We start from the raw sequence: 12,174 nt of genomic DNA on the forward strand, positions 1-12,174 counted from the left end.
ACGAAATTCGCATGTTCCTCACGACGCCTCCGGAAAGCGCGGATCGGTGCCGACCGGCCGGTAGCGCCGGTCGTAATTGCCCGCATAGAGCCTGCTCTCGTCGAAAGCCTCGGCCCCGATCGAGTGCCCGACGAAAATCAATGCCGTCCGTTCCATCTCCGCCCCGATCGCAGTCCTGAGCGTGCCGAGCGTCGCCCGGACGATCCGCTGGTCGGGCCAGGTCGCTCGCCAGATCACCGCCACCGGACAATCGGCGCCGTAATGGGGCGTAAGGTCGGCCACCACGTCTTCTAGCACATGGATTGACAGATGGATGGCCAGCACCGCACCGGTGCGGGCAAAGCTCTCCAAAGTCTCGCGCTCGGGCATCGCCGTCGCCCGGCCTGAGGTTCGGGTCAGCACCACCGATTGCGCCACGCCAGGCAGGGTCAGTTCGGCCCCGAGTGCCGCCGCCGCTGCCGCAAAGGACGGCACACCTGGCGTCACATCGTAGGGGATGTTCAGCGCGCGCAACCGCCGCAATTGCTCGCCCATCGCCGACCAGACCGACAGGTCGCCTGAATGGAGCCGTGCCACGTCTTTGCCTTCGGCATGCGCGGCAGCGATCTCGGCGATGATCTCGTCCAGCGACAGGGGCGCTGTATTCACGATCCGGGCGCCCGGCGGGCAGTGCGACAGGATCGCTTCCGGCACCAGCGATCCGGCATAAAGACAGACGGGCGACGCCGCGATCAGATCGCGGCCGCGGATCGTGATCAGGTCGGCCGCGCCGGGCCCTGCGCCGATGAAATGTACCGTCATGCCCCGTCCCTCTCCGCAATCGCCACAGTCGCCAGCCCGTCGCCCGATACGACCCGTGGCCCGATAAGTCGCGCGCCCGGACCACAGGCAACCAAGGCCGCCGCCTCGGCGACCGAGCCTGTGCCGAAGCGTTCGGCGACCTTTGCTGAATGTGTCAGAACCACTGCCCTAGCTAGAAGGTCGCGCGGCACCGCGACAAGCGGCAGGCCCAAAGCGCGCGCGAACGCGCCCGCGACCGGTGCAGAGGCCTTGCGATCCGCTGTTGCCAGCGCCGTCACCCCGCCGCCCGCCCGCGCCAGCGCGTCCTGCAGCGACGCGACCGTCGCCGCCCCCCGGAAGCCAAAACCCGCGACCCTCATGTCTCGGCGCTCCACTGCACTACCGGACGGGCGTGGTTCCAACCGCGAAGTTGGCCAAGCGGACCGGCCATTGCCAGATCGATCCGCAGAAGCGTGCCGCCGAACCTGTCTTGGGCAGCCACGAGCACCGCCTCCGATTCCAGCGTCACCGCATTGGCGACGATCCGCGTTGCTTCGGGCACAGCGTGAAAAATGGTCTCTATTCCTGCCAAATCGGCACCACCCCCGATGAAAACGGCATCCGGCACAGCAAGTGACCCCAGCATCTCTCGCCATTCGCCGGTCGTGACCGTCAGCCGGTGATCGATGCCGAAGCTTCTAGCGTTCCGGCCGACGATTGCCGCCCGGTCTGCCCGTGCCTCGACCGCTTGGGCCCGCGTTCCGGGCGCGGCCAGGCACCATTCGACCGAGATCGAGCCGGATCCGGCGCCAAGATCCCACAGAACCTCCCCCGGCCTCGGGGCAAGCGCCGACAGGGTCAGCGCCCGGACCGGCCGCTTGGTCATCACGCCGTCGGTTTCAAAGAGATCGTCGGCTAGTCCCGAGGCACGGGACAGGCCGCGCGCGCCGGCAGCCTCGATTGCCAGTGCCACCGGATGAGTGACGTCCGTCAGCGCAAAACCCTCGGCCGATGTCTTGCGGACCCGTTCGCGCGGGCCACCCAGCGCCTCCAGTACGGTGAGGGTCGATGGGCCGAAGCCGGCCTTTGTCAGCCAGTCCGCCATATGGCCGACCGCCGCACCGTCGCGCATCAGGCAGATCAGCCGCTGGCCGCGGGTCAGGACCGGCCTCAGCCGTTCGAACGGAGCGGCATGAAGGCCGAAACAGAAGGTTTCCTCGATCCGCCAGCCCATTCGGGCGGCAGAGTGAGAAAAGGTTGAGGGTGCCGGATGGCAGGTCCATTCGCCGGGCGGAAGCGCTTGCGCAAGGCTGCCGCCCGCCCCGAACCAGAACGGATCGCCCGAGGCCAGCACCACGACTTTCCGGCCCGCTTCGGCCAGGACTGGGTCGATCTTGAACGGCACCGGCCAGTCCCGCCCGCGCGCGCCGGCGTTGACGAGCGCCAGATGACGCGGCCCACCGAAGATCACATCCGCTGCTGACAGCGCGGCACGGCTTGCCTCCGGCAGGCCCGCCGGTCCATCTTCGCCCAGACCCACGATTGTCAGCCAGGGATCAGACATGACGCGCCTCCTCATCCTCGGTGGCACGACGGAAGCCAGCGCCCTCGCCCGCGCCGTGGCAGAGGCGGGTATTCCGGCGGTCTTTTCCTATGCTGGCCGCACAGAAGCCCCGGTTGGCCAGCCGCTGCCGACCCGTATCGGCGGGTTTGGTGGCGTCGCAGGTCTTGAGGCCTACCTGCGCGACGCGGCGATCAGCCATGTGATCGACGCCACCCATCCGTTCGCAGCCCAAATGAGCCGCAATGCCGTTGCTGCCAGCAAGGCGGCCGGCGTCCCGCTGTGCAGCCTGGAGCGGCCAGCCTGGGTGGCAGGCCAAGGCGACAACTGGCATCACGCGCCCGACATTGCGGCTGCCGTCGCCATCCTGCCCGAAGCCCCGGCGCGGGTCTTTCTGGCGATTGGCAAGCAGAACCTGAACCTCTTCGCCGCAAAACCCCAACACCATTACCTCTTGCGCCTTGTCGACCCACCCGAAGGTCCGCTGCCCTTGCCGGACGCTGAAGCCGTGATTGCGCGCGGGCCTTTCACCGAGCCGGGCGACCGGGCGCTGCTTTCTGATCATCGCATCAGCCATATCGTCGCGAAGAACGCCGGTGGCACGGGGGCAGAGGCCAAGTTGCAGGCGGCGCGCGCGCTTGGTTTGCCGGTGATCCTGATCGACCGGCCGGAGGTGCCGGCCCGCAGGGTTCTGGCGACGGTCGCCGAAGTGATGGGCTGGATTGCCGATCATCCGACCCGCCTCGGCGAATAGACCCAGCGCCCGACGCGCCGGGTATCTTCGTTCCCGACAATCACCATCGTCCGCATGTCCGCCATGTCTGGCGTGGCCTCGTCCAGCCGCACGACCCGCGTTTCCTCTTCGCCGGTCGTCACCGCGCGGGCGAAGGCGATCAGCACATGCCCTGGCAATTCCGCCCGCAAGATTTCCAGCACCCGTTCGAACCGCCCCGGCCGCGATGCGGCGCGCGGGTTGTAGAAGGCCATGGCAAAGCCGCCCTGCGCGGCGAGGCGCAGGCGTTTCTCGATCAGGTCCCAGGGTTTGAGATTGTCTGAAAGGTTGATCGCGCAGAAATCATGACCCAAAGGCGCCCCGAGCCGCGCGGCGGCGGCGAGCATCGCGGTAATGCCAGGCAGGATCTCGATATCGTAGCCATCCGGGTCGGATCGGGTCTCCAAAGCCTCGAAAAGCGCGGCAGCCATGGCAAAAACGCCTGGATCACCGGACGAAACGATGACCACCTGCTTGCCTGCCGAAGCCATGTCCAGCGCATGGTTGGCGCGGTCCAGTTCCACCCGGTTGTCGGAAGGATGCAGTCGCAGGCCCGGCCGTTCAGCGACCCGCGCGACGTAGGGAATATATCCCACCACATCGGTCGCCTCGGCCAGCGCCGCGCGCACCTGTTCGGTCACCATTGCCTCGTCCCCGGGGCCGAGCCCGGCGACCTTTACCCATCCCGTCATGGCCGCCGCCCCTGACCATGAACGACCACGATCGAGAAGTAGGGCACCTTCTCGGGCACCTCGGTCAGGCGATGTACCTTCTGGTCGGGCATTGTGCCGCGTTCGACTAGCCATGCATCCGCCAGCCGCCCCGCCGCCGTCAGCGCGCGTTTCAGCTTGTCGAGGTTGCGGCCGATTTTCATGACAACCAGCGCATCGGTTTCGCGCGCCCGCGCGGCGAGGTCGGCCTCGCTCATCGTGGCGGTGACGACAGTCAGCACATCGTCGCCCCAGGTGATCGGTTCGCCCGTCGCGGTCCAGCAACCGGACATGCCGGTGATGCCGGGCACGACCTCGACCGGTCGGCGCTCGCGCAGACGGGTGTAGAGGTGCATGAAGCTGCCGTAGAAGAAGGGGTCGCCCTCGCACAACACCAAAACAGTCTCTGTTTCAGCCAAATTGGCCAGATTCTCGGCCCAGAAGTCGTAGAATTCCGCCATCACCCGATTGTATTCGGGGTCAGAGAAATGGATTTCGGTCGTGACCGGATAGTCCATCGAATGTTCGATGGCATCGGCGCGCAGCATCCCCTCGACGATCCGCCGCGCCTGACCCTCATAACCCTTCTTGCGGAAATAGGCGACATGCCGGGCACCCCGCACCAGACGGTCGGAACGCACGCTCATCAGCTCCGGATCGCCCGGACCGAGGCCGACACAGATGATGCGACCCCCGCTCATTCCTTGCGGCTCGCGAGCGCGTTTACGGCGGCGACGGTGATCGCCGAGCCGCCGAGGCGGCCCTTCACGATGAGCGACGGTACCGGCAGGTCTGCCATCAGCGCATCCTTGGATTCCGCGGCGCCAACGAAACCGACCGGGCAGCCGATGATGGCGGCGGGTCGCGGGCAGGCGGGATCTTCCAGCATGTTCAGGAGGTGGAACAAGGCGGTCGGCGCATTGCCAATGGCAACAACCGCGCCTTCCAGATGCGGGCGCCAAAGCTCCAGCGCGGCGGCCGAGCGGGTGTTCTTCATCTCTGCCGCAAGGCTCGGGACGCGCGGGTCGTGCAACGTGCAGATCACCTGATTGTCCTTCGGCAGGCGCGCGCGGGTGATGCCCTCGGAGACCATGCGCGCATCGCAGAGGATCGGCGCACCCGCCTCTAGCGCGGTGCGGGCGGCGATCGCCATGCCGGGCGAGAAGCGGACGTGTTCTTCCAGTCCGACCATCCCCGCGGCGTGGATCATGCGGACGACGATGACCTCCTCCTCGGGTGTGAAGCGGGCAAGGTCGGCTTCGGCGCGGATTGTCGCGAAGCTTTCAAGGTAGATGGCAGCGCCGTCGGTCTGGTAGCTGTGGGGCATCGGTTCACTCGGTCGACAGGGTTTGGGCCAGGGCCTCTGGGGCGAGGCCGGTCAGAGCGGGCGGATCGGCGGCAGCGCCGTTCCGGATCAGGTCAAACGTTCCGCCTGGGCGCCCCACAAGCGTCAGAGCTGCAGGTCCAGGGTGGGCACAGCCCTTGGCACAGCCCGAGACATGGAGCTTCCGGCCGGGGGGGAGCATCGCGCTCAGCGTTCGTGCCAGCGGCCGCGTGGGGGCCAGTGCTTGCGGGCAGGCGGGGGCGCCGGTGCAGGCGATGACCCTCAGTCGTGGGTCGTGCAGTGTGGTGATCAGGTCCGGAATGGCCGGGACGGAATGGGCCCCCTCGATCAGGATCATGCGCCAGGGCGTCGAACGAACTGGACCGATTTCGGCAAGAATAGACAGTGTTTCGGCTCGCATCTGGCCGAACTCGAAACCGACGAGGAAACCTTCCGTCCGAGGCCCCGGTGCCGGTGCCGGGCCGGGGTTCACGGCTGCGCGGACCGGCATGAATGCATCTGGCAGGAGCGCGCCCCGGGCCAGATGCGCGGCCATCCGGCCTCGCCCTTCGGGGGCGCCGCCAGTCGCCAGGAACCATTCCGCGAGCCGCAGCGCGGTCGGTGCGGCGCTGTCCATCGTCACTTCCGCACCACGGTCCGCACCATCGGCCCGGACGACCAATCCACCGGCCTCGGTCCGTTCGATCCGGATATCGGCGGAAGTATCGCGCAGGATCGGTGCGATGCCGACGTCGACCGCATAGCCAAACTTGCCGGGCGTCTGCGGCGCGCCCGGGCCTGTCAGCGCTTCTGCCAGCGAGCGGGCCAGATCGGCGGTGCCGTCGCCTTCGGACCAGAAGGGAGTGACAACGATATTGCGGCGGCTTTCGGCCTCGGTCGAGGGATCGATAAGGCCAAGATCTCGCAGTCCGTCGATCAACGGACCGTGCGCCGCATCGGACACCCCGCGCAGCTGAATATTGGCGCGCGACGACAGGTCGATCAGACCGTTACCGAACCGTGCCGACAGGTCGGCGACACCCTTTGCCTGCACCGTCGTCAAACGTCCGCCGCGCGGCCGGATGCGGACGACGAGACCGTCGCCCGACATCATCGGGCGAAGTGCGCCGGGGCACCAACCCTTGATTTCAGGCGAGATAGACATGGTTTTCATCCCTGCGCCTCCATCGAGGCGGCGATGGAGTTGCGACGTGTGATCCACAGGCCCGCATCGCGCAGCGCCGCGAACCGGTCGCGCATGGCCTGAAGCGCCATGGGATTTTCGCGTTGCATGAATTCCACCAGATCGTCGCGGCCGATCGTTGCGTCGTGATAAAGGTCGAACAGATGCGGCGGCACGGCGCGGGCGAGATGCGCGAAAGCGGCCAGATGGTCGAGCGTCGCGGCGATCTCGGCCGCGCCGCGGAAGCCGTGCGCCATCATCCCGGTCGCCCAGCGGGGATCGGCGGCGCGCGATCGGACAACGCGCGCGACCTCTTCGGGCAGGGTGCGGGCGCGCGGGCGGTCGGGCAGGGTGGCGTCGAGGTGATAGAGCGCCTTTTCCGCGCCGCCCAGCCGGGCGACGGCAGCGGCAAACCCACCCTCGTGCGCGGCATAGTCCGAGGCCAAGAGAAGATCGCTTTCGGCCAGGTCCTGAACGTGGACGAACCCGTCCGCGTCCTTCACCCGCGTTTCGAGCGCGTCGCGAACACGTCGCGCGTCGCCCGTCCCCACTGACCATTCGGAACCCGTAAGCCAGGCCTCGCCGGCGCGAGCTTGGCCGCCCTCGGAATAATCCTCGATCGCCTCGCCCATCGACAGGCCGTAAAGGCCGGGCTTCGGGCCGAAGACGCGGGGGCTTGCCGCGAGATAGGGATTGTCTTCAGCCGCTTCCTCGCGCTGGCCTAGTGCGGCGGCGGCGGCCTCGAACAGTTGTGCGAGACCGGGAAAGACGTCTCTGAACAGGCCTGATACGCGCAAGGTGACGTCGATGCGCGGTCGACCCAGCAGCGCGAGCGGCACGATCTCGAAGCCCGACACCCGCTCTGACCCCTCGTCCCATTTCGGGGCAAGGCCTGCCAGATGCAGCGCCATCGCAAACTCTTCGCCCGCCGTCCGCATCGTGGCCGATCCCCAGAGGTCGACGACCAGCGACCGCGGCCAGTCGCCATGATCCTGCAGGTGTTTGCGCAGAAGTTCCTCGGCAAGTTTCACGCCTTGGGCGTGGGCTGCACGAGACGGGACCGCACGGGGATCGGTGGTGAAAAGGTTGCGGCCGGTCGGCAGCACGTCTGACCGACCGCGCGCGGGAGATCCGGAAGGGCCGGCGGCGACGCGCTGGCCGCTGAGTGCCGCGAAAAGGCCCGCGCGTTCTTCCGCGCCACATTGGCCGGTGCCGAAGACATGCAGGCCTTCGCCGAACTGACTTTCCTTGATGTCACAGACGAACCGGTCGATGCGGGTGATTGCCTCCGCGGCCGAGGCGGCCGCGGGTATCCCCAGATCGTCTTCAACGCCCGAAGCCTGCGCCTCATCGCGGACGGCGGCGATCAGGCGGTCGCGGCGGGCGGGGTCAAGGCCGTCGGCGGTGGAATATTCGTCAAGCAACCGTTCCAGCCGCAGAAGCCCCTCAGGCACCGCGCTCGCCACCATCGGTGGTGGCATGTGGCCGATGGTGACGGCACCGATCCGACGTTTGGCCTGCGCGGCCTCGCCCGGGTCGTTGACAATGAAGGGATAGATCACCGGCAGGGCACCGGTCAGCGCCTCGGGCCAGCAGTCCGCCGACAGGGCGACCGACTTGCCGGGTAGCCATTCGAGCGTGCCATGGGCGCCGACATGGATCAGCGCGTGAATGCCTTGCGAGCGGAGCCAGAGATAGAAGGCAACGTAGGAATGGCGCGGGGTTCGGGAAAGGTCGTGGTAGTCGTCGCCGCGCGCTGCCACCTCGCCGCGCTCGGGTTGCAGCGCAACGATGGTCCCGCCCCGGTGAAGCGCTGCAAAGCGGAAGGCGCCATCCTGGACAACCGGGTCGTTTTCTGGCGCGCCCCAGGCATCGTGAAGGGCCTGCCGCAAGGGTGAGGGTAGCGTGGAAAGAGTGTCTAAATAGGCTGAAATTGGCCATTGAAGCCGCTCGGTCAGCAGCAGCTGGCCAAGACCCGTGCCGCTGTCGGCCAGGTCGCCGAGGATCGCCTCGGCGGATGACAATGCGTCAAGACCCACCGCATGGGCCAGCTGATGCGCCTTGCCGGGATAGGTGGACAGAACCAGCGCCAACCTCCGGTCATCCGCCGGTGTGTTGGCAAGGCGAAACCAGCCCGCGACCCGGTCGGCGACGGCAGAGACGCGGTCTGGATCGGCGCGATGGGCGAATCGCGAAAACTGCAGGTCGGGATCACGTGCGCCGGGGCTTTTGAAGCTGATGACACCCGCGAATATGCGGCCATCGACCTCGGGCAGCACGACATGCATTGCAAGATCGGCAGGCGACAGGCCGCGGTCGGCGGTTGCCCAGTCCTTGCGACGGGCGGTGGACAGGGCAACCTGAAAGACCGGGCAGCCGGCTGCGTCCAGTGGCGACGGCTCGCCATTCGCGCCCTTCGCGGAAAAGGCGGTGGCATTGACGACTGCGGCCGGCTTCAGGCGCACGAGTTCTGCCGCCGCCCAGGCCGAAGCGGCGGCATCCTTGAGGCTGGCAGCAAAAAGGCCCACCGCCGCAAAACCCCGCGCCTCGAGCGCCTCGATCAGCGCATCGACAGGATCGGTATCGGCTGCCGTCAGATAGGAGCGGTAAAAGGTGACGATGGCCAAAGGCCGCGCGCCCAGCGCAGGCGCCGCGACGACCCCCCTGCCGGGCAAGTAGAAGCCGAAATCGGGAACCGTCTTGTCGCCAATCACCGGCCCCGCATAAAGGCCCGCCGCCAATGACAGTTGTTGCAGCGCTGCTTGAGCTGCCACCGCGCCACCCTGGTCACACAGGTGCTGCAGGCGGCGGAGGGTAGAAACCGGCAGGGTCGACAGTTGGTCAAGCCGCCCATCCACGCGCCCGTCGGCGGGAAGGACGGCCAGTGCGATCCCCTTGCGGCGCGCCAGGTCTTGCACCTGCGCCAGGCCATAGGGCCAATAGCTTTCCCCGCCGATCAGGCGGATCAGGATGCCCTTCGCGCCAGACAGTGTCTGTTCGGCATAGGTGTCGACCGACAGGGGATGCTTCAGCGCGACGAGGTTCGCCAGCCTGAGTGCCGGCAAGCCGCCCGCTGCGCGATGCCAGCCCGCCGCGAAAGCGCCGAGGTCGCTGTCGGAAAACGACAGAACCACCAGTTCGGCCGGGGATTGTCCCAGGTCGAACGGGGTTTCCGTTTCCTCTAGCCCATGGCTTTCGCGGAAAACGACATGCATGGTTCAGGCCTCGGCGCCCTCGGGGATCAGCACGGCGCGGATCGCGTCCGGGTCCACGTCGTGATGTTCGCCAATGACCACGAGCTTCGAGGCACGCGGCGCGGCCCCCCAGGGCCGGTCATATTGTGCCCGCACCCGCTCGCCAACAGCTTGCACCAACATCCGCATCGGCTTGCCGGTGACCGCGACGTAGCCCTTCACACGCAGGATGTTCTGTTCGCGTGCCAGCCGGACGATGGCAGCCTTGAGCGCCTCGGGGTCGGTCACCTCGGGCAGGTCGATGACGACGGTGTCGAAGTCGTCATGTTCGTGGTCGTCGTGGCCGTCGTGATGCGAGGGACGTGCGGCGAGGTCGTCCTCGGCGGCGGCATTGAGCCCGAGGATCAGGCGCGGGTCGATGCGGCCCTCCTCCATCGCCACGATCGGCAGCTTGCGCGGCGCCTCTGCCTCGATCACCGCGCGAGCGGCTTGAAGGCCCACCTCACCCGCGAGATCGGCCTTCGACAGAAGCACAATGTCGGCGCAGGAAATCTGATCCTCGAACACTTCCGAAAGCGGCGTTTCATGGTCGATGGAATCGTCCGCCGCGCGCTGGGCCTGAACCGCACCCTCGTCGGGCGCGAACCGGCCCGCCGCGACGGCCTCGGCGTCGGCCAAGGCCACAACCCCGTCCACGGTGATCTTCGAACGGATCGCGGGCCAGTCGAAAGCCTTCAGCAGAGGCTTCGGCAGGGCGAGGCCCGAAGTTTCGATCAGGATATGGTCGGGGCGCTGCGGCAGGGCCATCAGCGCCTCGATCGTCGGGATGAAATCGTCGGCCACGGTGCAGCAGATACAGCCATTGGCCAGCTCGACGATATTCTCGGCCGGGCAATTCTCGTCCGCGCAGGACTTCAGGATATCGCCATCGACGCCCACGGTGCCGAATTCATTGACCAGAACGGCAAGGCGTTTGCCCTGCGGATTCTGCATAAGATGGCGGATGAGCGTCGTCTTGCCCGCGCCGAGAAAGCCGGTGATCACGGTGACGGGGATTTTCTGCAGATCGGTCATTTGGCGGGCTCCAGAGGGGGAATGCGGGCAAGCGACTGCTTGCGGAAGATGACGGGCCGTTCACGCCAGGGCACGATCCCGTCGGGGGCGTTTGCGTAAGCGGCAGCACCGGCGAGGATGTCGGCCACATGCACCTCGGGGTCCATATGGCCATAGACATAAGCCCAGCGCCCGGGGGCAGAGAGGGCGACGCTGCAGCCATTGTCACAGGCCGACAGGCATTCGACACCGCGGATCACCACGCCTGCGGGCGCGCCTGCGGCCTGAAGCGCCGCATGCAGCGCCGTGCCGGGACGAACCTCGCCCTCGGGTGCGGACGCTCGGCGGCAGGTCAGGCAGACGGACAGCGTGACGGTCACGCGGCTCTTCCTCTCGTTTCGGCGGGGGAATGGTCCTGCGGGGGCGGTTTTTGCCCAAGCCGGTCGCGGAACACCCCGTCCGCCCTTCATCTTTCGTCCTGCTGGCAGGTCTCCCGGCTTGCGGAGCGGGGCTTTCGCCCCCCGGCCCCCGCCTTCCCGGGGCTGACGCCCAGTGGCCTTGGAACCTCTCCGGTCACGGTCGCGGGGGCGGCTGCACTTCGGGATCGCGCGCCTGACGGTCGCATTCCCTGTCGCATTCCCTCTTCGCCTGTCATAGGACAGGAACCAGCAATGCCCACCCTGTGGGCCAAGCCCGGAAGCCTGTCAAGCACGGGAAGGGACCATGACCGACACGAAAACGACCGAAACCCTGGACGATGCCGCGCGCCATGCCAGCAAGATGGCCAAGAAGAAGGCCGCGCGCGACAAGATCATGGCGACGAAGGAGGGTGAGAAGGGCCTGATCATCGTCCATACCGGGGCGGGCAAAGGCAAGTCGTCGTCCGGTTTCGGGATGATCCTGCGTTGTATCGCCCATGAAATGCCCTCTGCTGTTGTCCAGTTCATCAAGGGCGCGTGGTCCACCGGGGAACGGACGCTGATCGAGGCGAACTTCGGACATCTCTGCCAGTTCTATGCGATGGGCGAGGGCTTTACCTGGGAAACCCAGGACAAGGAGCGCGACATCGCCGCTGCGAGGAAGGGCTGGGAAAAGGCCAAGGAGCTGATCCGGGATGAGCGGAACCGGATGGTGCTCTTGGACGAGATCAACATTGCGTTGCGGTACGACTATCTGGATGTGGGCGAGGTGGTAGAGTTCCTGAAGACCGAAAAGCCCGCAATGACCCACGTCGTTCTGACCGGCCGTAACGCAAAGGAAGAGCTGATCGAAATCGCCGATCTGGTGACAGAGATGACGCTGGTGAAGCACCCGTTCCGATCAGGGATCAAGGGCCAGAAGGGCGTGGAGTTCTGAGGCAGAGGCCGGGGGGCCAGCCCCCCGGACCCCCCGGGATATTTTAACCACAATGAAAGGAATTCGTGGTGAATCGCTCCTTACGGTACAGGCTGGGAAGCCGATGACCGTCCACAGTGAAGGCACCCCGTCTCCCCGGTTCACGCCGCCCGAGGCGGGGTGTTCTCTTTCCTCCGCCCTTTCATTGTGGCGCAAATATCCCGCAGGGGGTGCGGGGGACGCGAAGTCCCCCGCTGGTGCG

General features: G+C 66.8%; 12 protein-coding genes and 1 riboswitch. Of the genes, 2 read left to right on the forward strand and 10 right to left on the reverse strand.

What is annotated here, in order from left to right; all coding sequences use genetic code 11:
* Positions 1-18: 18 nt before the first annotated feature.
* Genes cobM through cbiE form a run of 3 tightly spaced genes read right to left on the reverse strand, consistent with a single transcriptional unit; the run spans position 19 to position 2,344 of the window.
* On the reverse strand, positions 19-801 hold the full coding sequence (gene cobM, locus OU426_RS15940) for a precorrin-4 C(11)-methyltransferase (RefSeq protein ID WP_267635068.1): 783 nt from the start codon (positions 799-801) through the stop codon (positions 19-21).
* Positions 798-1,160, reverse strand: a complete 363-nt coding sequence (locus OU426_RS15945) for a cobalamin biosynthesis protein (RefSeq protein WP_267635069.1) — start codon at positions 1,158-1,160, stop codon at positions 798-800. The genes cobM and OU426_RS15945 overlap by 4 nt, the downstream gene beginning before the upstream one ends.
* A complete protein-coding gene (cbiE, locus tag OU426_RS15950) occupies positions 1,157-2,344 on the reverse strand; it encodes a precorrin-6y C5,15-methyltransferase (decarboxylating) subunit CbiE (RefSeq protein ID WP_267635070.1) in 1,188 nt (395 codons plus the stop codon). Before cbiE ends, OU426_RS15945 begins: the two co-directional genes overlap by 4 nt.
* On the opposite strand from cbiE, the gene OU426_RS15955 reads away from it, so the two are divergent.
* Entirely contained in the window at positions 2,343-3,095 is a 753-nt protein-coding gene (locus OU426_RS15955; RefSeq protein WP_267635071.1) for a cobalt-precorrin-6A reductase, read from the forward strand. The genes cbiE and OU426_RS15955 overlap by 2 nt on opposite strands.
* Here OU426_RS15955 and cobJ read toward each other — a convergent pair.
* The 7 genes from cobJ to OU426_RS15990 are packed head-to-tail and all read right to left on the reverse strand — an operon-like array spanning position 3,071 to position 10,957.
* On the reverse strand, positions 3,071-3,805 hold the full coding sequence (cobJ, locus tag OU426_RS15960) for a precorrin-3B C(17)-methyltransferase (protein ID WP_267635072.1): 735 nt from the start codon (positions 3,803-3,805) through the stop codon (positions 3,071-3,073). The genes OU426_RS15955 and cobJ overlap by 25 nt on opposite strands.
* On the reverse strand, positions 3,802-4,524 hold the full coding sequence (locus tag OU426_RS15965; RefSeq protein WP_267635073.1) for a precorrin-2 C(20)-methyltransferase: 723 nt from the start codon (positions 4,522-4,524) through the stop codon (positions 3,802-3,804). The genes cobJ and OU426_RS15965 overlap by 4 nt, the downstream gene beginning before the upstream one ends.
* Positions 4,521-5,150: a precorrin-8X methylmutase gene (locus OU426_RS15970; RefSeq protein ID WP_267635074.1), complete on the reverse strand. Its 630-nt coding sequence runs from the start codon at positions 5,148-5,150 to the stop codon at positions 4,521-4,523. The genes OU426_RS15965 and OU426_RS15970 overlap by 4 nt, the downstream gene beginning before the upstream one ends.
* Before the next feature lie 4 nt (positions 5,151-5,154).
* Positions 5,155-6,312, reverse strand: a complete 1,158-nt coding sequence (gene cobG / locus OU426_RS15975; RefSeq protein ID WP_267635075.1) for a precorrin-3B synthase — start codon at positions 6,310-6,312, stop codon at positions 5,155-5,157.
* 5 nt (positions 6,313-6,317) lie between these two features.
* The gene (gene cobN, locus OU426_RS15980; RefSeq protein WP_267635077.1) at positions 6,318-9,545 is read right to left on the reverse strand and encodes a cobaltochelatase subunit CobN; all 3,228 of its coding nucleotides are present in this window, start codon (positions 9,543-9,545) and stop codon (positions 6,318-6,320) included.
* A gap of 3 nt (positions 9,546-9,548) precedes the next feature.
* Complete coding sequence (cobW, locus tag OU426_RS15985) at positions 9,549-10,598, reverse strand: cobalamin biosynthesis protein CobW (protein WP_267635078.1); 1,050 nt, start codon at positions 10,596-10,598, stop codon at positions 9,549-9,551.
* Entirely contained in the window at positions 10,595-10,957 is a 363-nt protein-coding gene (locus tag OU426_RS15990) for a DUF1636 family protein (RefSeq protein WP_267635080.1), read from the reverse strand. The genes cobW and OU426_RS15990 overlap by 4 nt, the downstream gene beginning before the upstream one ends.
* Before the next feature lie 86 nt (positions 10,958-11,043).
* Positions 11,044-11,262, reverse strand: a riboswitch (cobalamin riboswitch).
* A 38-nt stretch (positions 11,263-11,300) separates the two neighbouring features.
* On the opposite strand from OU426_RS15990, the gene cobO reads away from it, so the two are divergent.
* Complete coding sequence (cobO, locus tag OU426_RS15995) at positions 11,301-11,933, forward strand: cob(I)yrinic acid a,c-diamide adenosyltransferase (protein ID WP_267635081.1); 633 nt, start codon at positions 11,301-11,303, stop codon at positions 11,931-11,933.
* Positions 11,934-12,174: the final 241 nt, after the last annotated feature.

The organism is Frigidibacter sp. RF13 (genome assembly GCF_026626305.1).
Taxonomy (GTDB): domain Bacteria; phylum Pseudomonadota; class Alphaproteobacteria; order Rhodobacterales; family Rhodobacteraceae; genus TMP-24.

Bases quoted from the DNA above. Each gene is read 5' to 3' on its own strand.
- OU426_RS15945 (WP_267635069.1), bottom strand. From the start codon at position 1,160: ATGAGGGTCGCGGGTTTTGGCTTCCGGGGGGCGGCGACGGTCGCGTCG.
- OU426_RS15970 (WP_267635074.1), bottom strand. From the start codon at position 5,150: ATGCCCCACAGCTACCAGACCGACGGCGCTGCCATCTACCTTGAAAGC.
- cobN (WP_267635077.1), bottom strand. From the start codon at position 9,545: ATGCATGTCGTTTTCCGCGAAAGCCATGGGCTAGAGGAAACGGAAACC.
- cbiE (WP_267635070.1), bottom strand. From the start codon at position 2,344: ATGTCTGATCCCTGGCTGACAATCGTGGGTCTGGGCGAAGATGGACCG.
- cobW (WP_267635078.1), bottom strand. From the start codon at position 10,598: ATGACCGATCTGCAGAAAATCCCCGTCACCGTGATCACCGGCTTTCTC.
- OU426_RS15965 (WP_267635073.1), bottom strand. From the start codon at position 4,524: ATGAGCGGGGGTCGCATCATCTGTGTCGGCCTCGGTCCGGGCGATCCG.
- cobJ (WP_267635072.1), bottom strand. From the start codon at position 3,805: ATGACGGGATGGGTAAAGGTCGCCGGGCTCGGCCCCGGGGACGAGGCA.
- cobO (WP_267635081.1), top strand. From the start codon at position 11,301: ATGACCGACACGAAAACGACCGAAACCCTGGACGATGCCGCGCGCCAT.
- OU426_RS15955 (WP_267635071.1), top strand. From the start codon at position 2,343: ATGACGCGCCTCCTCATCCTCGGTGGCACGACGGAAGCCAGCGCCCTC.
- cobG (WP_267635075.1), bottom strand. From the start codon at position 6,312: ATGTCTATCTCGCCTGAAATCAAGGGTTGGTGCCCCGGCGCACTTCGC.
- cobM (WP_267635068.1), bottom strand. From the start codon at position 801: ATGACGGTACATTTCATCGGCGCAGGGCCCGGCGCGGCCGACCTGATC.